The sequence below is a fragment of the Campylobacter sp. W0066.2 genome, from assembly GCF_024723515.1.
Lineage (GTDB): Bacteria > Campylobacterota > Campylobacteria > Campylobacterales > Campylobacteraceae > Campylobacter_D.
This window is the reverse complement of the sequence record NZ_JANQCV010000007.1, coordinates 1-23737: the sequence shown is the minus strand read 5'-3', so window position 1 is coordinate 23737 and position 23737 is coordinate 1. Positions and strand designations below refer to the sequence as shown.

Here is a 23737-nt window from a genome sequence, read left to right as displayed (position 1 = left end):
AACAAAGGTTTATAAAATGGAAGTTAAAACAACTGATGATTTTTCTGATCTTGTATTGCCTGAGGGAAAAGGTAGTACAGGAATTGTTGCTTATTTAAAGATTATATTTATCCCTGCTATATTGTATATTTTAGTGCTTTTAGGATATTTTGGAAAGATTGATTTTAAAGTGGAATTACATAGTGTTGTAATGATAGGGATTATCTTTTTGGTGGCTTTGATCTTTGCTAGACACAGTGCTGATTATGCTTCAAGTATTTTTGAGCAACAAAAAGATGAATTTAAACTTATATTAAAACGCTATATTATGAAGCATTTTTTAGTTATAGGTAAAGAAACAAAGTCAAACGCTAGTTTTGATGATTTTGCTTATGCTTATGTGAAAGATTTGAGAAATGAAAATTTTGCTTCTGTGGGTGCAGCTATTTTTCCTATGCTTGGTATTTTAGGAACTTTTATAAGTATAGCCATGTCTATGCCAAATTTTAATTCAAGCGACACAGCAGGTTTAGAACAAGAAATTTCAGTTTTATTAAATGGGGTAGGAACAGCCTTTTATGTATCAATTTATGGAATTTTCTTGGCGCTTTGGTGGATATTTTTTGAAAAATACGGCAGTAGTAAATTCCAAAAACTTCTTAATCGTCAAAAAAATGCAACAAGCGATTTTTTCTGGTCTAAAGAAGAAATTGATAGAAAGTATCTTCAAGAAAGTTTGCAACATTTTGAAAAAATAGGCACGATTTTTGAGCATGTGAGTAATGAGGAATTTTTTAAAGAACTAGATAATACAATAGATAGAAAAATCAAAGTTTTTCAAGAACTTGTAAATGCTGAGGAAAAAGCTGTAAGATTAAGCAGTGAGCATGTAAAACAAACTATGAGTGATTTATCTAAAACCCAAAGAGAGCAAAAAGATATAGTTAAAACTTACAGCGAAATTGCAAATGCGGTAAATATGCTAAATTCAAACATAAAAGATTTAACCTTAAGAATTTCGGAGCAATACAACAGACTTTTAGATGTGAGTTCTGATAAGATTGTGCATTTAGATAAAAGCGTGAGTGCTTTAGATGAAAAGGTGAATAATTTTTCAAATAATATTGAAAAATATCAAAATCTTATGCTTGATAATCAAACTAAACTTTTCGAGGGCTTTAGGGCAAGTATTATAGAGGGTATGCATACTTTTAAAGAAGCCTATGAAGATGAAAAAAATATCGATGAAAAAATTTCACTAATGCAAGAATTTAAAGAAGAAAGCAAAGAATTAGATGAGCAAACCACACAAGTTATTGCAAAGCTTGAAAATCAAAAAGAAGATGAAAAAAATAGATGATAAAAAATAATTCTAACAATGAAGAAAATAATTTTTGGATAGCTTATGCAGATTTAATGGCAGGCTTGCTTTTTGTATTTATTCTGCTTATTGGAGCTATAGTTGTTAAGTATGTTTTAACTCAAAGTGATTTGCAAATCATAAAAGAAAATCTACAAAAACAAGAAGAGCGTTTAAGAGAAAACAAAGAGGAATTAAACCAAAAAGAAGATATTTTAAAAAATCTTAGCCAAAAACTAAATAATACTTCAAGTACACTTGATGATGTTAATAAGCAGAAACAGGCCTTAGAGGCTAATATTACTAAACTTAATCAAGATTTAAATTCTAGTTTGGATGAAAAAGATCAACAAATTTTTGCTTTGCTTGAGAGATTAAACAAAAAAGATGAAGAAATCAAAGAATTAGAGCGTAATTTTGATGAGGCAAAAAGTAAAATCAAAGAACTAGGTTTAATCAAAGAAAATACCATTAAAAATCTTCAAGTTAAATTTGACACTAATATTACTTTAGATTCTAATACAGGGGCGATAGTTTTACCTTCTGAAGTGCTTTTTGATACAAATTCTTTTACGCTAAAAGCTCAAGCAAAAGAGAATTTGAAAACGATTTTAACGCAGTATTTTGACAATATTTTAAAAGATGAAAATATCTTAAATAGCATAGAAAATATAGTCATAGAAGGTCATACAGATAGCGTAGGTTCTTATATATATAATCTTGATTTATCACAAAAAAGAGCTTATGCTGTGATGAGTTTTATACACTCATTTTATAAAGATCCAAGATTGCAAAAACTTTTAATGGCAAGTGGTAGGTCTTATTCTGATGTGATTATGAAAGATGGTAAAGAAGATAAAGAAGCAAGCCGTAGAATAGAGATTAAGTTTAATATCAATACAAATAATGCTTTAGAAAAGGTTGAAAAATACCTTGATAGCAAGTAGAATTGATGTTTTAAAATACAAGGATTTTGAATTTTTACTCAAAAGAGATGATTTACTAGGTTATATCAATGGAAATAAGGCTAGAAAACTAGCCTTTTTTGAAAAAAACAAACGTTTATTTAAAAAAGGACAAACATTTATTTCTTTTGGTTCTTCTCAAAGTAATGCTTTAGTTGCTTTAGCTAAGTTTTGTTATGAAAATGATTTTTCACTTATTTTTGTTTGTGAAAAAATGAGTTCTTTTTTAAAAGAAAATCCCCATGGAAATTTAGAATTTGCATTAAAACATAATGTTGAGTTGATAGAAAATATAAATTATCCTACAAGAAGATTGCAAGCTTTAGCTTTAAAAAAAGATGATGATGTTTTTATAGAAGAGGGTGTGGCTATAAAAGAAGCTGAATTTGGATACCAACAACTAGCCTTAGAGCTTAGTGAACAGTTGAATGAAAATGTAAGTATTTTTTTACCCTCAGGCACAGGAACTTCTGCGGCTTTTTTGGCTAAACATAGCAAATTTAAAGTTTTTACATGTGCTTGTGTAGGTGATAGTGCGTATTTAAAAGAGCAAATTTTAAGCTTAGAACCAAATTATGATTTTAATAATTTAACCATATTAAATCCACCTAAAAAATATCATTTTGCTAAGCCTTATTTAGAATTTTATAAGCTTTATCAAGATCTAAAAAAAGAATGTGGAGTAGAGTTTGATTTGCTTTATGATATGGTGGGCTTTAAAACTTTATTAGCTCATAAAGAGCAATTTGGTGGAAAAATCTTATATATCCATCAAGGAGGCCTTGAAGGAAATATAAGCATGTTAAAGCGTTATGAGTATAAATTAAAAAATGCCAAAATAAAAAATCACCAAGATAATCAAAGGTATAATAAATTTAACATAATAATACCATAGTTTAAAAATACTTCCTTTTAGAGTATTTTGATTAGAAAGTTCATAAATAGCATCTTTTTTAAGCACCCAACCTACATAAATACAACAAAAAAATGCGGTTAAAACAAAGAATATATTTCCACTAATAAAATCAAAACTATCAAAAATATTTTTTCCTTTGATGATAGTAATATCTTTTAAAGGACCATAAGTAAGTATACATGGTAAATTTCCCAAGACAAAAATACTTCCAAGTGTTAGATTAATAGCAGTATTTTTAGCTAGTTTAAATTTTTCTTCCAAAACACTGATGATTACTTGATAAATTGGCAAACTTGTGGTAAGTGCAGCGATGATTAAAAGTAAAAAGAAAAACACGCAAATTATACTTCCAAAAGGTATATGCGAAAATGCAACAGGTAAGGTTTTAAAAACCAAAGATGGCCCACTATCGGGAGTTAAACCTACACTAAATAAAGCTGGGAAAATCATAAAACCAGCAAGTACTGCTATAAGGGTGTTCAAAATTCCTGTATAAACAGAAGTTTTGATTAAATTCTCATTTTTCTTAAGGTGAGAAGATAAGGTTATCATTACACCAAAACCCAAAGATAGGGCAAAAAATACTTGTCCTAAAACATCTATAAACAATTTAGGAGTGATTTTGGAAAGATCAGGAGTAAGGTAAAATTTCACACCCTCACTTGCTCCTTCAAGAGTTAAATTACGTGCAACAACAACCAAAAGGCAGATAAATAAAAACGGCATAAGGTATTTTACTGACTTTTCTATGCCTTCAATTACACCTTTTTTTAAGATAATCCAGTTAATTATCACAAATATAGTAGTAAAAATTCCTATTAATAAAGGATTATTTTCTATAGTAGAGCTATAAAATTCGCTTGTATATTGAGCATTAATGGGACTTGAAAGGTTAAAATCGCCTATGATGATTTTAAAAATATAAGCTAAAACCCATCCACCTATTACCATATAATAAGCCATGATTCCAAAACTACCTAAAAGTCCCATGTAGCCAACACCTTGCCAAGAATTAGATATTTTAACTCCATCGCTTGTTTTTCCGTCAAAAGCATCGACTGAATTTAGCATTCTACGTCTTCCTATAACATTTTCAACCAAAATTACAGGAATTCCTATAAAAATCATAGCTATACAAAAGGCTAAAACATAAGCACCGCCTCCATTTTCACCTACTAAGTATGGAAAACGCCAAGTGGCTCCAAAACCAATAGTCGCTCCTGCTACTGTAAGGATATAAGTTAGCGTATTGCTCCAAGTTTGTCTTTGCATGCTTTTTCCTTGCTAAATTTAAATAAAAAATATTTTAAGATAAAAAATAATACCATTATGCCAAATTTTTATTTATTTTTTTATCAAATTAAAGGAAAATCCATGCAAAAAAAGAAAATTTTGTTTTTAGGCGCAGGATATGCTACTTTATCGGCTATAAAAGCCTTACCTGATGAGTTTTTTGAAAAAGCACAAGTGAGTTTGATTAATAACAATTCTTATCATTATCATACTATTTTACTACACAAAGTAGCTTCAAATGAAGATATTTATAGTTCAAAATATGATCTTTTGCCTTTATTAAGTCCAAAAATAAACTTTATCCAAGATGAAGTTTTAAAAATTTCTAAAGACAAAGTTTTTACTAAAAATAATGAATTTGACTTTGATATTTTAGTATGTGGGCTTGGTTTTGCGAAGGAAACTTTTGGTATTAAAGGTATGCAAGAATATGCTTTGAGTATAGATAATTATGAAAATGCTTTGAAAATCAATGAAATTATATATGAGAAAATAAAAAATTACAAAACCACCCAAAATGAAGATGATTTAAAAATCACAGTTTGTGGCGGGGGCTTAAGCGGGGTTGAATTTGTAGCTTCTTTAGCTAAAGAGCTTAAATTATTTTGCCAAAAAGAGCAAATTGCTTATGAGAAATTAGAACTTTCTATTATTGAAGCTATGGATCAAATTTTACCTATGTTTGATAAAAGTTTGGCTTTAAAAGCAAGACAAAGGCTAGAAGCACTTGGTGTGAAAATATATGAAAAATCTAAAATCACAGAATGTGAAAAAAATGGCATAAGACTTGATAGGGGAGAATTTGTTAAAGCTAATACTATCATTTGGACTGCAGGGGTTAGAGGTAATAGTGTTATAGAAAATAGTTCTGATTTTCCAAGTGTAAGATCGCGTATAGAAGTAGATGCTTTTATGCATCCATTAAATGTTGAAAATGCGTCAAAATACTTTTTTATAGGTGATAATAGTTTATTTAAAAATCCTAAAACCAATACCCCTTATCCTCCAACAGCCCAACTTGCATTAAGAGAAGGGGCTTATATAGCTAAAGCTTTAATGGCTATGATTGATGAGAAAGAATTTAAACAAGAATTTTCTTTTATAAGTGGAAATACCGTTTGTTCTATCGGAAAGGATTATGCAGTTGGCACGGTTTTGCATAAGCCAATTAGTGGTTTTTTGGCAATAAAACTTAAAATTTTTATAGAAAAACTATGGCAGTATCAACTTGAAGGTTTGAGAGGTTTTTTGAAATAAAATTAATTTTAAATAGAGTTTTTAAGGAACTCTATTTAAAAACTCATTTACATCTACATAGCCTATAATACGTCCTTTTTCTTCGCCTTTGTTAAAAAATATCATCACAGGAGGCCCAAAAACTCCAAATTCTTTCATAAGAGCTAAATCTTCTTGGCTGTTGTGTGTTACATCTGCTTTTAAAAGCGTGTAATTAGCAAGTAAATTTTGTACTTTAGCATCTATAAAAGTATATTCTTCTAAGAGCTTGCAGTTTTCACACCAAGCGGCTGTAAATTCAAGCATAACAGGTTTGGTAGAATTTTGTAATTCTTGCTTAAGTTCTTTTAAATTTTTAATGGTTTTAAAACTTAAACTAGAGCCATTTTCTTTTGAAGTAAGGTTAAACTCAAGAGGTTTTAGCAAGCTTTTTGAACCCATTGAACCACCTAAAATTAGACTTAAACTATAAGCTAAAATTAAAATCATACCTGCTTTTTTAAATTTATTAAAATTAGTTTTTGCTTCATCAAATAGCCCCATAAAGCTAGCAAAAAATACCCCTATAACTCCATAAAGCATTAAAATGATATTTGCGCTAAGTATTCTTTCTAGCATCCAAACTGCCATGATGAGCATGATAAAACCAAAGAAAATCTTTATCTTAAGCATCCAAGCCCCACTTTTTAAAAAACTTCCTCCAAGTCCTATTAAAAGTAAAGGCATACCCATACCAAAACTCATCACAAATAAAGAAAGTCCTCCTAAAAATACATCGCCACTTTTAGTAATGTAAAGTAAAGCTCCTGCTAAAGGTGCAGCCACGCAAGGTCCTACAATAAGAGCTGATAAAAAGCCCATGATAGCTATACCAAAAACTCCGTTTTTGCCTTCTATTTTTTTATTAATAAAATTTTGAAATTTAAGTGGTAGTTGTAATTCATAAAGGCCAAACATGGAAAGTGAGAGCAATACAAAAATGCCCGCAAAAGTAATGATAATCCAAGGTTGTTGTAATAAACCTTGCACATTAGCTCCTGCAAGGCCTACTAAAGCACCTGCTATAGCATAAGCTAAAGACATAAAAAAGACATAGATAAAAGATAAATAAAAGCTATGTTTTTTAGATGGTTTATCTTTGAGTTTCATTGCGATTAATGAAGAAAGGATAGGTATCATTGGTAAAATACAAGGAGTAAGTGCTAATAATAAGCCATAACCAAAAAAAGTTAAAAGTGTGATAAATATATTTTGTGTGCTTAAATCATTAGCAATTTGTTCATCTTCATTTTGCTTTTTAAATTGATCTTTAGTGGATTTTATAGTATAAATTCCATTTTGTTTATTAAGTTCATAATTTACATATACAGGACGATAGCATAAACCTTCTTCTGAGCAACCTTGATAAGCTAGGGAAAGTTTTGCTTTGTTATTTTTAATAAAATCATCTAATAATAATTGAGGTATAAAAAGTTCAAGTTGGCTAAAAATTACTTCTTTGTTTTCTCTAGTTTGAGTTTGTGGGAAATTTAATAAAGAAGTAATGTCATTAGAGTCTAATTCTACTTTGATTTGATCTTTGTAAAGATAAATTCTATCTGCAAGATTGATTTTTAAAAAAATTCCTTGATTGTTGCTATGGGTATTGAGTTTAAAGGCTTCATTGAGTGATAATATCCCATTATTAGCAAAAGCTAAATTTAAAAAAATAAAAAATACCGCTAAAAAACGCATTTTTCTCCTTGAAACTAAAAATTAAATTTGTTTTATTTTACTTATTTGTGGTAAATTTAAGTTAATAATTATCCTAAATTAAGGAGTTTGTTATAAACTAAAATTCCAATTTTAACAATCTTATATTTAGTGAAATTTAGCTGCTATTTGCTATATTTGAAATCATAATAAAGGAAATTTTTGAATAGTATTTTTTTAGTACACAATAAATTTAACAAGCATAAAAAAATTACTTTAAAAGCATATATAGTTAATGCTTTTTTGTTGGTTTTTTTATTGTTTTTATTTTTTTATTTGTCTTTTTTAAGCGCTAGTTATAATTTTGATTTTATGGCAATTTATGAATATAAAGACAAAATGATACAAGGTTTTTTTACAAGTTTTTTTATTAGTGTTTTATCTTTGATTGTAGGTGTGATTTTTGCTTTGATTTTATGTTATATGAGTCTTTGTAAAATCGTGCTTTTTAATATGTTTGCAAGAGTTTTTATAGAACTTGTTAGAGGCACACCTTTGCTAGTGCAAATTTTATTGATTTATTATATTTTTGCAGATAATTTGGGGCTTGATAATCGTTATGTTTGTGGAGTTTTGATTTTAGCTTTATTTGCTAGTGCTTATATTTGTGAGATATTTAGAGCAGGAATTTTAAGTGTTGATAAAATGCAATATGAAAGTGCTAAAGCTTTGGGTTTGAGTGAGTTTGAAATTTATAAAAGCGTGATTTTTCCTCAAGCTTTAAAAAATATCTTAGCACCACTAAGCGGACAGCTTAGTAATTTGATTAAAGATAGCTCTCTTTTAAGTGTTATAGCTATTTCAGAACTAACTCAAAATGCTCAAGAAATCAATGCTTTTACCTTTTCTACTTTAGAAATTTATATTCCCTTAGCGCTTTGTTATTTGGTTTTAACTTTGCCTATTTCTATGTTTTCAAGAAAGCTTGAAAAGAGTTTTTCTTAAAAGAAAAACTCAAGCTTTTGTTCTTTGAAAACTTCTTGCATATCTTTGAGGTATTTTTGACTTAGTTTATCAAAAAAACCATTTTCTTTAGATTTTAAAATAAACTCATTAAGCTCTTCTTTTAATTTAATATTGTTTTTATTTAAAGCTATGGCCCATTGCTCAGGTGTTTTTTCAAAAGGGGTAAAAATAGCTTTTGTTTGCTCAGGATGTTTTTTCCATGCTTTATAAATACTCATTTGATCATAAATAAAAGCATCAGCTTTTGCTTGAATGACTTCTAAAATAGCTGCATTTTCTTTATCAAATACTAAAATTTTTGCGTTTTTAAGATTTTTTTGAGAATATAAATGCGCACTTGAACCTCTTTTTAAAGCAAGAATTTTTCCTTTTTGATTTAAATCTTCTATGGAATTAATATTTGATTTTTTAGCGCTTAATATCGCTAAATTTGCCTTAGCATAAGGCAAGGTAAAATCTATTACTTTTTTTCTTTGTTCGCTTATACTCATAGAAGACATGATTAGATCTATTTTTTGAGTTCTTAAAGCAGGTATAAGTCCATCCCAAGCTATGTTTTGGATTTTTAAATCATAGTTTTTTTCTTTGGCAAAGGCTTGTAAAAACTCTACACTAATGCCGCTTGGATTGCTTTTAGTATCACTCATTTCAAAAGGAGGGTAGGCTAGTTCCATACCTACGATTAATTCTTTTGCATGAAGTGTAAAAAACAAGCTTAGTAAAAAAAGTATTTTTTTCATTTTTTAACTCCAAATTTAGCCAAAGCCCTCTCATAATCTTCTTTTGTATCTATACCTATGCTTTGACTTTGTATTTTTAACATTTTGATTTTTTTGCCATTTTCTAAGGCTCTTAATTGTTCTAATTTTTCACATTCTTCCAAAGCTGAGTTTTTCAAAGTACAAAATTCTTGTAAATTTTTAACCCTATATGCATAAATTCCAAGGTGAGCTTTAAAATTTTGTTTATAATTTGCCCTTTCATAAGGAATTTTAGATCTTGAAAAATATAAAGCATAATCATTACTATCAGTAACCACTTTAACTAAATTTGGATCATCACAAGCTTTTGCATCTACTTCTTTGTAACAACTACTCATAAAACAAAGCTCATCTTCAAAAGCTTTTTGGCTAAATTCCTTAAAATTTTTAATATTTTGTGTTTCTATAAAAGGCTCATCAGCTTGGACATTGATGATTAGCTCGTTGTTATTTAGTTTTAAAATTTGACAAGCTTCGTTGATTCTATCAGTGCCACTTTCGTGATTTTTACTTGTTAAAACTGCTTTTATATTGTGTTTTTGTGCTATTTTTAAAACCTCTTCATCATCAAGCGCCACGCACACTTCATCAACTTCTTGCATTTTTTTAGCTGTATAAATAAACATAGGTAAATTATCAATTTCGCATAAAATTTTATTTTCAAAACGACTTGATTTTAATCTTGCAGGTATGATTATCATTGTTTTATCCATTCTATAATAGTTTGTTTTAGATTTTTGAGTTTGCAAACTTGATTTTGCTTTTGTGTGCTTGTAAATAAGCTTACGATATTTGGATGAATTTCTTGCTTAAATTCTTTTGCAAGTTCTTGCATGCAAGCTTGTTCATCTTGGCATTCTTTGTTATAAATTGCTTGATATATACTTGGGGTAAATTTACTCCATTGTGCTGTGGAAGTGATGAGTGTGGTGGTGTTAGAATCAAGCATTTTAAAACAAGTGCAAGTGTGAGGGTCTAAAAGTCCTAAGTGGCTGTATTGTTTGATATATTGCATACACTCATCATCATTGCAAAAATCAGCTTCAAAGTCTTCTTGTAAAAGCTTTAGTTCTTTTTGGCTAAGCTCATAATATTTTTCATTCTTTAAAGCCTGCATTAACTCTTTGGTGCGTTCATCTTTAAATTTATCAAAAAGCAAGCGTTCTATATTTGATGATATAAGTATATCCATAGCAGGAGAAATAGTCTTTTGCAAGCTTTTATTTCTTAAATCATATTTGCCTGTATTAAAAAACTCACTTAAGATATTGTTTGAATTGGAAGCAATTTTAATTTTACCTATATTTGCTCCCATTTTTTTAGCATAATAAGCTCCCAAAGCATCGCCAAAATTTCCACTTGGAATGATGATATCTATTGTTTTATTGATTTTCAAACTAGCATAATAATGATATATGATTTGAAAAAGTATTCTTCCAAAATTAACTGAATTTGCTGCACTTAGACTTAACTTTTCTTCTTTTAAGGTATTTTTAAAATCCTCATCATTTAAAAGTGTTTTTAGAGTATTTTGCGCATCATCAAAATTACCTTCAATGGCTATGGATTTTAAATTGCTTGCATTTGAATGTGTCATTTGTAAAGCTTGAGTTTTACTTGTGCCTTCATTTGGGTAAATACAAACTACTTTTATGCCTTTTTTATTTTCAAAGCTTTTTAGTGTAGCAGGTCCTGTATCACCACTTGTAGCACACATGATTAAAAAATCATCATCTTTTTTTAAGTATTCTAAAAGCACGCCAAAAGGTTGCAAAGCCATATCCTTAAAAGCTCTTGTTGGCCCATGGAACAATTCATTAATATAAAGCTTATCATTAATTTTTCTTAAATGAATAGGGCAGGTTTTATCATCAAAACTCTCATAAGTTTTCAAAGCTTTTTCAAAAACTTCAAGCTCTAAATCAAAATCAAAAGACGTGATGATTTTTAAGGCTAATTCTTTGTAGTTTAAATTTTTTAAAGATTCATTGTCAAGCTTTGGTAGATTAAGTGGTGCATATAAAGCATTATTAGGTGCACTAGGGCTAAGTAAGGCCTTTGAAAAGCTTATTTGGTGATTTTTATCTTGGGTTGAGTGTAGTAACATTTTCTTCCTTTTTGTTAAATTTATCAATATAATCTTGCAAAACTTGCTTAAAGCTATCTTTTAAAACAATATCAAGATGAATAAGTTCAGTTTTAAAGCCAAAATCTTTTACTTTTACATAGTCTTTAAATGTTAGCATTAAGGTGTCGCAATTGTGTTTTTTTAAAAGTTTTTCTAATTCTTCTTTTTTGAAAATATAATGATCGGCAAAAAAATAACAAGCCCTAGCTTTGATAAAATGCTCATATAATCTAAAAGGCTTTGCAATAGAGCTTATTAAAATGGCTTTTTGATTTTCTTTTACATGAGAATAACGCACAAAATCTTCGTTTTCTTTAGCTGTAAAGTCAGCCCTTTTAGCAAAATATTTTGGCAAACGATAAGCTCCGCTAGGTAGAGTAAAATCAAAAAATGGCTCATCTTTACTTTGCAATAAAATATTAAGTTTTTTAATATGAAATTTAGAAAAAGCATCATCTAAAAGTATGATTTTTGCTCCAAGTTCGATAGCTTTTTGTATGCCTTTAACCCTATCTTCGCTTACTATCACTCCATTAATGTGTTTTGTAAGTGCATATTCCATAGCTTCATCGCCACTTTCTTTAATATCGCATAAAATTTCATCTTTATGCTTAACGATGATTAAGCCTTTACTTTGTCTTTTATAGCCTCTTAAGATGATAAAACAATTTTCAAACTCAGCTGCTATGGCTTTACAAATAGGAGTTTTTCCATTGCCTCCTAGGGTTAGATTACCTATGCTTATAATGGGTAAATTAAAATCAAGTTCTTTTTTAAATTTAGTATTTAAAATCGCCATGATCATATATAAAAAGCTAAAAGGCAAAAGCAAAAAGGCTAGAGTTTTTTGCAAAAAATTAGGTTTAAAAAAATAGCGATCAAGCCAAGTCATATGTATTCTTTAATGTTGTTGGAAGTGTTCTTTTAAAGGCATTATTTTGCACACGTTCTAAGACTAAATTTTTTAAATTCTCATCAAATTTTTCTAAGCTTTGATTATTTTCTAAAGCTTTTAAAACTTCATCTAAAACTTCATATTTATAGCCAAGATCTTTTTCATCGCTTTGATTTGGCCAAAGATCAGCACTAGGAGCTTTTTGTATGAAATTTTCATGTACACCCGTAAATTTAGCAAGCTCAAAAACTTCACTTTTATAAAGCGTAGCCAAAGGATTAAAAGCACAAGCTAAATCCCCATAAATAGTCCCATAGCCAAGCATAAGCTCGCTTTTATTAGAAGTGCCTACCACTAAAGCATTATGTAAGGCTGAATAATCATAAAGCAAGCTCATACGCACTCTTGCAGCTAAATTTCCAAAGCGTAAAGGGTTTAAGTCTTGACAAATTTTTTCATAAGCACAAAGTACTTCATCAATATAAACAATCTTATGATGAATTTGTAAATCTTTACAAAGCATTAATGCATCATCTAAATTTTCTTTTTTAGAATGTTTTGTAGGCATTAAAAGCACAAAAAGTTTTTTACCTACTGCTTTTTTGCAAAGATGAGCTACTAAAGCTGAATCTATCCCACCGCTTAAACCTAAGATGAGATTTTTATCTCTTGCTTGTTCTTTTATAAAATTGATCAATAATTCTTGTAATTTTGTATAATTCATAAAAAATCTTTAAATATTAATTTTTTAAAATTATATTTGATTTAGTTAAAAGGAAGTTTATATGCATATTTTAAAACAACCATGCGGAATGTATGAAACAAATTGTTATATTATAGATCATAATAACAAGCAAATCATCATCGATCCAGGTGAAAATGCTTATGAGTTTATCAAAGAAAACGCAAGCAAACCTTTGACTATTTTAAATACTCATGGTCATTATGATCATGTTTATGATAATGCTAAAGTTAAAAAGGTTTATGAAATTCCACTTTTTATCCATAAAGATGATGCTTTTATGCTAAAAGATCCTTTTAATTATGGTTTTGAGCATTCAAATGCTGATGTGTTAATAGAAAATGAAAATGAATTTAGTATAGATGAGTTTAAGTTTAAATTTCATCATTTTCCAGGGCATACTCCAGGGTGTTGTATGATAGAACTTGTGGGTGAAGATGTGCTTTTTAGTGGAGATTTTTTATTTTACCGTAGTATTGGTAGATGGGACTTTCCTTACTCAGATGCAGCTAAGATGAAAGAGAGTTTATTAAAAGTTTTAGCTTATGAGAAAGATTTTAGATTGTTTCCAGGGCATGGAGAAGAAAGCACTTTAAAAGAAGAACAAAAAGCAATTCCTGCTTGGTTAAGGTATTTTCACTAATGGATAATGTTTTATATTTTTTAAGTTTTTTGCTGATTTTAAGTGCGGTTTTGAGTTTTTTTAAACCCAAAGAAGCGAAAAAGAAATTTTTTCACAAATGCCCATGTTTTAGAGCGGTGGAAAATGGTTTAATGAGTAGAATTTGTATTTATGCGGGAAGTTTTGGTTTTATGTATTCTGTGCTTTATATAGGATTTGGAGTGTATGATAAAAAGCTTTTTATGATTTTGCTTTTATCTTTTGCGATATGGTATTTTGCTTGGGTTTTAAAAAAAGAGTAAAAAACTATCATTAAAAATGTTAAAATACTTTTTTAATTATCAAAAAGGGTATCAAAATGAGAAAAAGCATAGCAGAATGGCAAAAACAAGAGCTACTTTTACTTTCCTTGCCTCATGAAAATAGCGATTGGAAGCCTTATTTAGAAGAGATTTTGCAAAGCTATGAAGAATTTGTTAAAGCTGTGGCAGATTTTCAAAAAGTTTTACTTATAGCACCAAGTGAAAAAGATTTTCAAAGATTTAAGTATATAAAAAACGTTGATTTTTTTAAGTGTGATACTAATGATACTTGGATTAGAGATTTTGGCGCAATTGATGTGTGTGAAGATGATAAAATTATAGGGCTTGATTTTATTTTTAATGCTTGGGGTGATAAATTTCAAAGCACTCTAGATAATGCGGTAAATTCAAAACTTTTTGCGCAAAAATTATCAGGAAAATTAGAAAAAATTGATTTTATTTTAGAAGGTGGAAGTATTGATTTTAATGGGCAAGGAGTAATGCTTACAACGAGTGCTTGTTTGTTAAATGAAAATAGAAATTCACATTTAAATAAAGAGCAAATTGAAGCTAAGCTAAAAGAAATTTTTGGCTTAAAACAAATTATATGGTTAAATCATGGTTATATAAAAGGCGATGATACCGATCATCACATAGATACTCTAGCAAGATTTATCAATGAAAACACCATTGCTTATTGTGTGTGTAAAGATGAAAATGATGAGCATTATGCACCTTTAAAGGCTATGGAAGATGAGCTGAAAAAAACAGGATTTGATTTATTGGAGCTTCCTTTACCTAAGCCTTTGTATTTTGAAGGTAAAAGACTTGGTGCTACTTATGCAAATTTTGTTTTTGTTAATGGTGGCTTGATAGTGCCAACTTATAATGATGAAAACGATGCTTTGGTATTAGAAAATTTACAAAAAACATGCAAAGATAGAAAAGTAGTAGGGGTTGATGCAAGAGTGTTTTTAAGACAAAATGGTTCTTTGCATTGTTCTTGTCAAAACCGCTATGAAGGTCAAAGATGAATTTGCAAAAAAGCGCAACCATCATCGCAAGTGTATGTGCTATTTTTTTAGCTATTGTTAAATTTATAGTAGGTTTAGCTTCGGGTTCTGTTGCGGTGCTTTCTAGTGCGATTGATTCTTTACTTGATTGTGTGATTTCTGGTTTAAATTTTTTAGCTTTGAAAAAAAGCTCTCAAGGTTCTAGTAAAGAATATAATTTTGGCCTTAGTAAAATTGAAGCCTTAATGGGGCTTTTTGAAGGTCTTGTGATTAGTGGGATTGGGGTTTATATTTTTTATGAGAGTGTTTTGAAAATTCACAATCAAGAAAGTGTAGAAAAACTTGATCTTGGAATTTTTGTCATGGCTTTTGCTATGGCTGTGACTTTGTGTTTGGTAATTTTTTTAAATTATGTTGCTAAAAAAACAAAAAGCTTGATTATAAAAGCTGATAGTTTGCACTATAAAATAGACTTTTTAACTAATGCTCTAACGCTTTTAGCACTTGTGATTATAGCTTTTACAAATTATCATTTTATTGATGGTTTATTTGGTATAGCTATAAGTTTATATACGATTTTTTCAGCTTTTAAAATCATCAAAGAAAGTTCTAAAATTTTATTAGATGTAGCTATTGATAAAGAACAAGTTGAAGTGATTAAGCAAATTATAAATGCAAATAAAGAAGTCAAAAGCTTTCATCATTTGAAAACTAGAAAAAGCCCTGATATACTTTATGTTAGTGTGCATTTAGTTTTTGAACCTACAATATCACTTTTAAAAGCTCATAAAATCGGTGATGAGATTGAAGATAGTATAAGGGAGCATTTTAAAGATGATTTTTGGAATATCCATATACACTTAGACCCTTATGATGATTCAGAAGAAGAAAGGAGTAAAAATGAAATTAGCACTCATACAGCAAGAATTTAAGCAAAATAAAGAAAAAACTATAGAAAAAACATGCGAACTTATCAAACAAGCAGCAAAAGAAAAAGCTGAGCTTGTATGCTTGCAAGAACTTCATCAAACGCAGTATTTTTGCCAAAGTGAAAATACAAACTTTTTTGATTTGGCAAATGACTATGAAGAAGATGTTAAGTTTTGGTCTAATGTGGCTAGAGAAAATAAAGTTGTTTTGGTAACTTCTTTATTTGAAAAAAGAAGTGCAGGACTTTATCATAATACTAGTATGGTATTTGAAAAAGATGGTTCCATAGCAGGTAAATACCGTAAAATGCACATTCCTGATGATCCTTGTTTTTATGAAAAATTTTATTTTACTCCAGGTGATTTGGGTTTTGAACCTATACAAACAAGTGTTGGAAAGCTTGGAGTTTTAATATGTTGGGATCAATGGTATCCTGAAGCTGCTAGGTTAATGGCTTTAAAAGGAGCTCAAATTTTGATTTATCCTACTGCTATAGGTTGGTTTGATAAGGAGGAAAAAGAAGAAAAACAAAGACAGCTTGAAGCTTGGATAGGTGTGCAAAGAGGCCATGCTATAGCTAATGGCTTGCCTGTGGTAGCTATAAATAGAGTGGGTTTTGAAAAAGATGAAAGCGGTGTGGAAGATGGCATAAGATTTTGGGGAAATTCTTTTGTTTTTGGAGCTCAAGGTGAAGAGCTTTTTAGAGCCGATGATAAACAAGAGCTTTGTAAAATCGTTGAAATTGATATGCAAAGATGTGAAAATGTGCGTAGATGGTGGCCGTTTTTACGCGATAGACGCATAGAGTATTTTCATGAATTAAATAAAAGATTTATTGACTAAAAGGAGGAAAAATGAAAAAAGTTTTAGTGCCTTTGGCAAAAGGTTTTGAAGAAGCTGAATTTATAGGTATAGCTGATGTTTTAAAAAGAGCAGGGGAGGCTAGTGGGAATTTAGAAGTAATTATTGCTTCACTAGATGATGAGCTTTTAGTACAAGGTGCTAATGGAATTTGTATAAGGGCTGATATGAGTTTAGCTAGTGTTGATCAAGAAAATTTAGACGCAATTGCTTTGGCAGGTGGATTTGAAGGTATGATGAATTTAAAAAACAATCAAGCTATCATAAAAATCATACAAGATTTACATGCTAAGAAAAAAATCGTAGCGGCTATTTGTGCTTCACCTATGGTATTGGCAAAAGCAGGGGTGATTAATGGAGAGTTTTCTTGCTATCCTGGTTGTGAAGTAGGTATTGAAGGAACTAGAGTAAATAAAGCAATTATGGTAAATGAAAATGTCATCACAGCAGCTGGGCCTGCTACGGCTATTTTATTTGGTTTAGAGCTTGCTAAGCATTTATGCTCAGAAGAAATTTATCAAAAACTTTATGAAGGTATGCTTGTTCCTTTGACAAAATAAACCCTCGCTAATGAGGGTTTAGCTTACATTTGTTTCATAAGCTTGGTGATTTCACCCTCATGAGGAAATCTATCTACTTCACAGTTAAACAAGTCTTTTTTAGAGTAAATGATTTTGCCATCTACTTCTACTATAAAATGACCACCACCTTTTTCTATGGTAGAAATTTGCGCATCTTTGAATTCATTTTGTATTTCTTCTGCAACCCTTGCAGCTTGTGGTTTGTAATTTCAAAGATTACAATAATAAATTTTTACTTCCATTTTTTACTCCTTTTTTGAAAGTAAGCTATTATACATTTTTTATGCTTGTAAGTTTTAAATTTAAAGTTTTTTTTTATAATAATAAAAAAATACAAGGGAAAATATGAGCCAATTTACACATTTGCATTTACACACAGAATATTCTTTACTTGATGGAGCAAATAAACTCAAAGAGCTTGCTAAAACGCTAAAAGCTCAAGGTGCAACAAGTGTTGCTATGACTGATCATGGAAATATGTTTGGAGCTATTGATTTTTATAAAACGATGAGAGCTGAGGGGATTAAACCTATCATAGGGCTTGAAGCGTATTTACATAATCATGATGATTTAAGCGATAAAAGCTCAAGACAACGCTTTCACATTTGTTTATTTGCTAAAAATGAAATTGGTTATAAAAATTTGATGTATTTAAGCTCGCAAAGTTATATACATGGTTTGTATTATTATCCAAGGATTAATAAAAAGCTTTTAGAGGCTCATAGTGAGGGTTTGATTTGCTCTTCGGCGTGTTTACAAGGTGAGGTTAATTGGCATTTAAATACCAAAAATGAAAGAAATTTAAAATTTGGCGCAAAAGGTTATGAAGGCGCAAAAGAAGCTGCGCTTTGGTATAAAAAGGTTTTTGGAGATGATTTTTACCTTGAGATTATGCGTCATGGTATTGATGATCAAAAATTTATCGATGATTCTATCATCAAACTTGCTAAAGAGCTTGATATAAAAATTATTGCGACTAATGATACGCATTATACTTTTAAAGAAAGAGCGGCTGCGCATGAAGTGTTTATGTGTATAGCTATGGGGGTTAAGCTTGATGATCCAGGTCGTTTAAGACACGAAGTGCATGAGTTTTATGTAAAAACATCAGAGCAAATGAGTGAGCTTTTTGCTGATATTCCTGAAGCTATTGAAAATACTCAAGAAATAGCTAATAAATGCAATCTAGAATTAAAACTAGGCGATCCAACACCACCAAATTTTAAATTTACCCGTGAATATGCAAAAAAATATGGCTTAAGCTTAAGTCAAGAAGATCAAGAATTTAGCTTTGATAATGATGATATAGTTTTTGAGTATCTTTGTAAAAAGGGTTTAGAAGAAAGACTTCAATTTATCGATGCAAGTAAACATCAAGAGTATAAAGATAGACTTGATTTAGAAATTAGTATTATTAAAAATATGAAATTTTCAGGTTATATGCTAATTGTTCATGATTTTATCGCTGCAGCTAAGGAAAAAGATATACCAGTTGGCCCAGGGCGTGGGAGTGCAGCGGGGAGTTTGGTTTCGTATTGTTTGAAAATTACAGATTTAGATCCTATACCTTATAATCTTCTTTTTGAGAGATTTTTAAATCCTGAGCGTGTATCAATGCCCGATATTGACGTGGATTTTTGTCAAGATAGAAGAGGGGAAGTGATTGATTATGTTATTGATAAATACGGAGCTGAAAAGGTTGCGCAAGTTATTACCTTTGGTAAGCTTTTAGCAAAGGGAGTAATCCGTGATGTGGCTAGGGTTTGTGATATGAGTATACCTGATGCGGATGCTTTGGCAAAATTAGTTCCTGAAGAGCTTAAAATCACTTTAGAAAAAGCTTATGAGCAAGAGCCAAAAATCGCTGAATTTGTAAATTCTCATCCAAAAGGGCGTCAAGTTTGGGATTTTGCCAAGGCATTAGAGGGTTTAAATAGAAATGCAGGTATGCACGCAGCCGGAGTTGTGATATCTAATGAAGCTTTGTGGAATAAAGCTCCGCTTTTTAGACAAAGCAAAAATGATGAGCGTCATTTGGTTACGCAGTATTCTAAAGAATATCTTGAAGATGTAGATTTAATCAAATTTGACTTTTTGGGTTTAAAAACTCTTACAGTAATTGATAATGCGATTAAGCTAGTGAAAAAGCGCTATGGCAAAGATGTAATTTGGGAAAAGATTGATATGAATGATCCTAAGGTTTATAAAACCATACAAAGTGGTAATACCTTGGGCATTTTCCAAATAGAATCAGGCGGTATGCAAAGTTTGAATGCTAGGTTAAAGCCTGAAAGATTTGAAGATTTAATCGCGGTTTTAGCTTTATATAGACCAGGCCCACTTGATAGTGGGATGGTAGATGATTTTATCGATATTAAGCATGGTAGAAAGGCTGCAACATATGCATTTGATGATTTAAAACCTATACTTGAAAATACTTATGGGGTTATAGTTTATCAAGAGCAGGTTATGCAAATAGTGCAAAAAATCGGTGGTTTTTCTTTGGGCGGGGCTGATAATGTGCGCCGTGCTATGGGTAAGAAAAAAAGAGAAATTTTGGATAATCTTAAAGCAGAGTATTTAGAAGGAGCTAAAAAACAAGGCTATGATGAGAAAAAGGCTGATGATTTGTTTGAGCTTATTTTGAAATTTGCTGAATATGGTTTTAACAAATCTCACTCAGCTGCTTACGCACTTATAACCTTTCAAACAGCATATTTAAAGACTTATTATCCAAGTGAGTTTATGGCTGCGCTTTTAACAAGTGAAGAAAGCAATATAGACAAGGTCGCAAAATACATTGAAGAGATGAAAAGAATGAACATCAAGCTTTTGCCACCAAGTATTAACAAAGCTCAAAGAGAATTTAGTGCAACTAAGCTTGAAGATGGTTCTGAAGCTATTATTTATGGGCTTGGAGCGATTAAGAGTGTGGGAATTCCTGCGATAGAAAATATCATGGCAATTCGTAAGGAAGAGGGCTTTAGTGATTTTGATGATTTTATAAGCTCTATTGATCCTACTAAGATTAATAAAAAAACTATAGAAAATTTAGCTAAATCAGGTGCTTTTGATGAGTTTGGTTATACTAGAAAATGTTTGGTGGATAATCTTGAGCTTATTTCAGAAACAAGTAGAAAAATTGCTGAAGTTAAAAGAAACTCTACTGCTTCTCTTTTTGGAAAAGAAGAAATAGCCGCAGATATCAAAGTAGGGCTTCATGATAGCAAGATAGAATTTGAGTTAATGGAAAAACTAGGCTATGAAAAAGAAATCTTAGGAATTTATGTATCAGGCCATCCTTTGGATAAATTTGCAAGTCAAATAGAAGGCATAGAGTATTTTAAAAGTATGGACTTTGAAACACTCAAAGGCGAGGGTGAGCTTTTGGTTGTAGGGAAGATTGAAGATTTTAAATCGATGATGAGTAAAAGCGGTAAAAGATACGCTAAGGCTCTAGTTTTAGACTTTTATTCTTCTTTTGATATGATTATTTTTGAAACTCAAGTAGAAAAAGTTGAAGCACTTTTTAAAGAAAATAAAGATGAAGCCTTTGCCTTTTTACTAAGATATAAAAACAACGACAATGACTTAAGCTTTAGTTTAAATGAAATTTATACCCTAGAAGAAGCAAAAGAAAACGAGCTAAAATCTTTTAGTAAGAAAAAAAGCTTTGCAAAAAAAGAAAACAAAGAAGATTTTACGCAAGAGCCTATGAAATTTGAAGAAAATATCATAGAACTTGATATTAACAAGCTTAGTAAAGATATGGTGTATGAAATTTATGATCTAGCTAATACAAGACATAATCCAAAAGATGCTAATAACAAAAAACTTGTGCTAAAAGTACTTGATACGGGTAGCTGCTTGCTTTATCACACAAATTTTGTCCTTTCACAAGAAGCTATGGATGTGATAGCTCAAAAATGTAAAGGTTAAAATATAGACACTAAAAGTCCATTTTATATAGTATAATTATATCAATACGATATATAAAGGATAAAAAATAGCTTTAGCGGTTGAGACTATTCAAGATTATACCATCCAAAAAAGGTAAAAAATCTTTTTAGATGTGTTTTAACACTCCAAACAATGCAAAATAAAGTGATTTGTTTAATAAAGACAAGACAGATTATAAAGCTAGAGATGAATTTTTAGCTTTTATGAAAGAAAATTTTCCAAAAACAAAACTAACCATGGTATTTGATACGGCTTCGGTGGGGCGTTTGTTGCATCCTTATTTAGGTAGTCTTGCTGTTGATTGTGAGGAAAATGATGAGGTTTATAAGGCTATAAATAAAAACTTCAAGGCGTGTTAGTTTGGAATTTGCAATGTATTTTTTAAGATCTTTCATGATTTTTCTCTAAATTTTTAAAATATTAATAACAATTGCTTTATAAACAAATAAAGTCTAGTTTATGAACGCTGTAAAACTTATAGTTTGGAAATGAAAGTTTGTTTAGAAAATAATATTTGAGAGTAAAAGATGATAAATATATAATTATTAGAATATAGAAGTTGTATTTTACTAGGTTTAACTAAGAGCGATGAAAGTATAGGTTAAAGCAGACAAGCTTGTAAAAAATTATATGATTTGTTATATCAGCAAGATTTATTAAATATAAAATTAGAAATCACAAACGAATTTTAGAAAGGAGATAAAAGTTTAAGTAAACCAAAGGTGGTATTCTAGCTCCCCTTTTTAAAGGGGAAATCAAAGCTAATAAGCCTTGACTATAATTATACAAAGTAGTATAATTATTACTAGAATTTTATGGTTCAATTTTAATCACCACCTAACTGAGTGTTGATTAACACCAAAGGCGGCCACCTTTGGTGTTCCACTCTTTGAAATTATACTCAAATCTTACTTAAATTTCTAAAATAAGAAATGATAAATCTTTTATTTGAAAATACAAACTTTATATTGCTTTAGCTCTAATGTTTATGCTTAATGTGTTTTTATATCTTAAGCTAGATAGCACTAAAACAAAATTAGAAAAAAGCCAAAGTGATTTAAATTTAGCTTTGGGTGTAAATAATGAACTCACGAGGATTACTAGAGAGCTTAAAATAAGACACGAACAAGAGCTAAAAGCACTCTTTTATGCAAATACTCAAAAAAATCAAATCAAAACAAAGGTTGATGATGTTAAAAACTATATATCCAAAAACAATGAAACTAACACTACTAAGCTTTTTAATGCTATGCTTGATAGGCTGTGGGAGCAAAACACAAGTATTAACCAAAATACAAATTCAAAAAGTGCAAATACCAAATGAAGTATAAAAATATAGTTAAAAATTTTTTAAATAGTGTTATGTTGCATTATAATATACTACTTTCTTTTGGATTTTTAGCATATGTTGTAACAATATATCGTTTATTGAAATTATTACCCTAAAAGCTTAGAGATGATCTAGCGATAGATTCTAATAATGATGGTCTTAGTGATACTTGTAATTCTTCAATACCACCTGCAAACAATTGTGTTAAAAATAGAAAAGTATGTCCATTTAACGAAGAAAGAGAATGTGTTTTAACAGATAATAAGTATCAATGTTCCCCGTTTCCTTGCATAGAAGGCGCTAGCGATATTGAAGATGAAGATACTCAAGTTGGTATTAATGATGAAAATAATAATGGTTTGGAAGATGATGGTTCTTGTGGAGGACAAATTTTTATCTTTAATGGAAAAGATAATAGATGTCGCTCTAAAGACAAATTTTTTGGTTTAACTGGTGGTGGTTGCTGTGATAAAGATAAAGTATTTATAGGGCTTGTACCTTGTAAAGAAGATGAAAAAAAGCTAGCCAAACTCAATAAGCAAAATAGATGTGTAGAAGTTGGTGAATATTGCTCTAAAAAAATTAAATTCATAGGTTGTATTCAGCATAAAAAAACACACTGTTGTTTTAATTCAAAATTAGCAAGAATATTTAATGAACAAGGACGCCCACAAATTGGAAGAGGTTGGGGTTCTCCAAAAAGTCCTGATTGTAGAGGATTTACTCCAGAAGAATTTCAAAAGTTAGATTTTAGTGAAATAGATTTAAGTGAATTTATTGCTGATATTGTTGGAAGTATTGATGTAGATAAAATACAAGCTGATTCTATAAAAATACAAGAAAAAATCGAAAGCAATCTTGAGAATTTAACAAGAAAACCTACTAATTAAAAAGAAAAATAAAATTATAGAAAGGAGATGAAATTTAGTTAAAAGTTTGTTTGGTACCGCAGGTAGCTCACTCTAGTTGCCCCGAAAAGGGGCTTGGTTAATATATCTTGACTATAAATAGGCAAAGTAGTATAATAACCACTAAAATGAGCTTTACGAACCTCATTGAGTTACCTCCTTTCAGGGGTTTCACAATTTAGCCGTAGGGGGTCAGCCTGCGGCTTAAACCCTTAATACAATTATACCAAACAAACT

The 23737-nt window shown here is 30.0% G+C and carries 22 protein-coding genes and 2 pseudogenes; 16 read left to right on the top strand and 8 right to left on the bottom strand.

The annotated features are described in order from the left end of the window. The first annotated feature begins 16 nt into the window (after positions 1-16). The 3 genes from CAMP18498_RS04165 to CAMP18498_RS04155 are packed head-to-tail and all read left to right on the top strand — an operon-like array spanning position 17 to position 3199. Positions 17-1339 carry a MotA/TolQ/ExbB proton channel family protein gene (locus CAMP18498_RS04165; protein ID WP_337197719.1) on the top strand — a complete coding sequence of 441 codons (1323 nt, stop codon included), beginning with the start codon at positions 17-19 and terminating at the stop codon, positions 1337-1339. Further along, the gene (locus CAMP18498_RS04160) at positions 1336-2286 is read left to right on the top strand and encodes an OmpA family protein (protein WP_337197718.1); all 951 of its coding nucleotides are present in this window, start codon (positions 1336-1338) and stop codon (positions 2284-2286) included. The genes CAMP18498_RS04165 and CAMP18498_RS04160 overlap by 4 nt, the downstream gene beginning before the upstream one ends. Then, a complete protein-coding gene (locus CAMP18498_RS04155; RefSeq protein ID WP_337197717.1) occupies positions 2273-3199 on the top strand; it encodes a 1-aminocyclopropane-1-carboxylate deaminase/D-cysteine desulfhydrase in 927 nt (308 codons plus the stop codon). Before CAMP18498_RS04160 ends, CAMP18498_RS04155 begins: the two co-directional genes overlap by 14 nt. Here CAMP18498_RS04155 and CAMP18498_RS04150 read toward each other — a convergent pair. Further along, positions 3128-4492 carry a sodium-dependent transporter gene (locus CAMP18498_RS04150; protein WP_337197716.1) on the bottom strand — a complete coding sequence of 455 codons (1365 nt, stop codon included), beginning with the start codon at positions 4490-4492 and terminating at the stop codon, positions 3128-3130. The genes CAMP18498_RS04155 and CAMP18498_RS04150 overlap by 72 nt on opposite strands. 102 nt (positions 4493-4594) lie before the next feature. Here CAMP18498_RS04150 and CAMP18498_RS04145 point away from each other — a divergent pair, with 102 nt between their 5' ends. After that, positions 4595-5770 (top strand): NAD(P)/FAD-dependent oxidoreductase, encoded by a 1176-nt coding sequence (locus CAMP18498_RS04145; RefSeq protein ID WP_337197715.1) that lies wholly within the window; start codon positions 4595-4597, stop codon positions 5768-5770. A 21-nt stretch (positions 5771-5791) separates the two neighbouring features. Here CAMP18498_RS04145 and dsbD read toward each other — a convergent pair whose 3' ends face one another. Then, positions 5792-7483, bottom strand: a complete 1692-nt coding sequence (gene dsbD / locus CAMP18498_RS04140; protein ID WP_337197714.1) for a protein-disulfide reductase DsbD — start codon at positions 7481-7483, stop codon at positions 5792-5794. A 180-nt stretch (positions 7484-7663) separates the two neighbouring features. Between dsbD and CAMP18498_RS04135 the strand changes: the two genes are divergently transcribed. Beyond that, entirely contained in the window at positions 7664-8446 is a 783-nt protein-coding gene (locus CAMP18498_RS04135) for an amino acid ABC transporter permease (protein ID WP_442867713.1), read from the top strand. Here the strand turns inward: CAMP18498_RS04135 and CAMP18498_RS04130 are convergent. Genes CAMP18498_RS04130 through CAMP18498_RS04110 form a run of 5 tightly spaced genes read right to left on the bottom strand, consistent with a single transcriptional unit; the run spans position 8443 to position 12975 of the window. Then, complete coding sequence (locus CAMP18498_RS04130; protein ID WP_337197713.1) at positions 8443-9207, bottom strand: transporter substrate-binding domain-containing protein; 765 nt, start codon at positions 9205-9207, stop codon at positions 8443-8445. The genes CAMP18498_RS04135 and CAMP18498_RS04130 overlap by 4 nt on opposite strands. Next, a complete protein-coding gene (kdsB, locus tag CAMP18498_RS04125) occupies positions 9204-9929 on the bottom strand; it encodes a 3-deoxy-manno-octulosonate cytidylyltransferase (protein WP_337197712.1) in 726 nt (241 codons plus the stop codon). The genes CAMP18498_RS04130 and kdsB overlap by 4 nt, the downstream gene beginning before the upstream one ends. After that, positions 9926-11335, bottom strand: a complete 1410-nt coding sequence (thrC, locus tag CAMP18498_RS04120) for a threonine synthase (protein WP_337197711.1) — start codon at positions 11333-11335, stop codon at positions 9926-9928. Before thrC ends, kdsB begins: the two co-directional genes overlap by 4 nt. Then, entirely contained in the window at positions 11310-12248 is a 939-nt protein-coding gene (locus tag CAMP18498_RS04115; protein ID WP_337197710.1) for a tetraacyldisaccharide 4'-kinase, read from the bottom strand. Before CAMP18498_RS04115 ends, thrC begins: the two co-directional genes overlap by 26 nt. Then, entirely contained in the window at positions 12235-12975 is a 741-nt protein-coding gene (locus tag CAMP18498_RS04110) for an NAD+ synthase (RefSeq protein WP_337197709.1), read from the bottom strand. Before CAMP18498_RS04110 ends, CAMP18498_RS04115 begins: the two co-directional genes overlap by 14 nt. A gap of 61 nt (positions 12976-13036) precedes the next feature. Between CAMP18498_RS04110 and CAMP18498_RS04105 the strand changes: the two genes are divergently transcribed. From CAMP18498_RS04105 to CAMP18498_RS04080, 6 genes are read left to right on the top strand one after another with little or no spacing between them, the layout of a single operon-like run. Continuing rightward, positions 13037-13636: an MBL fold metallo-hydrolase gene (locus tag CAMP18498_RS04105; RefSeq protein WP_337197708.1), complete on the top strand. Its 600-nt coding sequence runs from the start codon at positions 13037-13039 to the stop codon at positions 13634-13636. Further along, a complete protein-coding gene (locus tag CAMP18498_RS04100) occupies positions 13636-13917 on the top strand; it encodes a hypothetical protein (RefSeq protein ID WP_337197707.1) in 282 nt (93 codons plus the stop codon). The genes CAMP18498_RS04105 and CAMP18498_RS04100 overlap by 1 nt, the downstream gene beginning before the upstream one ends. 56 nt (positions 13918-13973) lie before the next feature. After that, positions 13974-14951, top strand: a complete 978-nt coding sequence (locus CAMP18498_RS04095) for an agmatine deiminase family protein (RefSeq protein WP_337197706.1) — start codon at positions 13974-13976, stop codon at positions 14949-14951. Further along, positions 14948-15862, top strand: a complete 915-nt coding sequence (locus tag CAMP18498_RS04090) for a cation diffusion facilitator family transporter (RefSeq protein WP_087699944.1) — start codon at positions 14948-14950, stop codon at positions 15860-15862. The genes CAMP18498_RS04095 and CAMP18498_RS04090 overlap by 4 nt, the downstream gene beginning before the upstream one ends. Next, positions 15831-16703: an N-carbamoylputrescine amidohydrolase gene (locus CAMP18498_RS04085; RefSeq protein WP_337197705.1), complete on the top strand. Its 873-nt coding sequence runs from the start codon at positions 15831-15833 to the stop codon at positions 16701-16703. The genes CAMP18498_RS04090 and CAMP18498_RS04085 overlap by 32 nt, the downstream gene beginning before the upstream one ends. Before the next feature lie 11 nt (positions 16704-16714). Further along, positions 16715-17281, top strand: a complete 567-nt coding sequence (locus CAMP18498_RS04080; RefSeq protein WP_337197704.1) for a DJ-1 family glyoxalase III — start codon at positions 16715-16717, stop codon at positions 17279-17281. A gap of 23 nt (positions 17282-17304) precedes the next feature. On the opposite strand, the gene CAMP18498_RS04075 is transcribed toward CAMP18498_RS04080, so the two are convergent. After that, positions 17305-17544, bottom strand: coding sequence for a SelT/SelW/SelH family (seleno)protein (locus CAMP18498_RS04075; protein ID WP_257396702.1), 240 nt, complete (start codon positions 17542-17544; stop codon positions 17305-17307). A 103-nt stretch (positions 17545-17647) separates the two neighbouring features. Here CAMP18498_RS04075 and dnaE point away from each other — a divergent pair, with 103 nt between their 5' ends. The 5 genes and pseudogenes from dnaE (at position 17648) to traN (ending at position 23482) form a co-directional block, all read left to right on the top strand. After that, entirely contained in the window at positions 17648-21241 is a 3594-nt protein-coding gene (gene dnaE / locus CAMP18498_RS04070) for a DNA polymerase III subunit alpha (protein WP_337197703.1), read from the top strand. A 170-nt stretch (positions 21242-21411) separates the two neighbouring features. Beyond that, a complete protein-coding gene (locus tag CAMP18498_RS04065) occupies positions 21412-21621 on the top strand; it encodes a hypothetical protein (RefSeq protein WP_337197702.1) in 210 nt (69 codons plus the stop codon). A gap of 195 nt (positions 21622-21816) precedes the next feature. Then, positions 21817-21954: pseudogene (locus CAMP18498_RS07995) on the top strand (DUF5675 family protein); the annotation flags it as partial. Positions 21955-22194: 240 nt separating this feature from the next. Beyond that, positions 22195-22586, top strand: a pseudogene (locus CAMP18498_RS04060) (hypothetical protein). A gap of 365 nt (positions 22587-22951) precedes the next feature. Beyond that, on the top strand, positions 22952-23482 hold the full coding sequence (traN, locus tag CAMP18498_RS04055; protein ID WP_442867711.1) for a conjugal transfer protein TraN: 531 nt from the start codon (positions 22952-22954) through the stop codon (positions 23480-23482). Positions 23483-23737 lie beyond the last annotated feature (255 nt).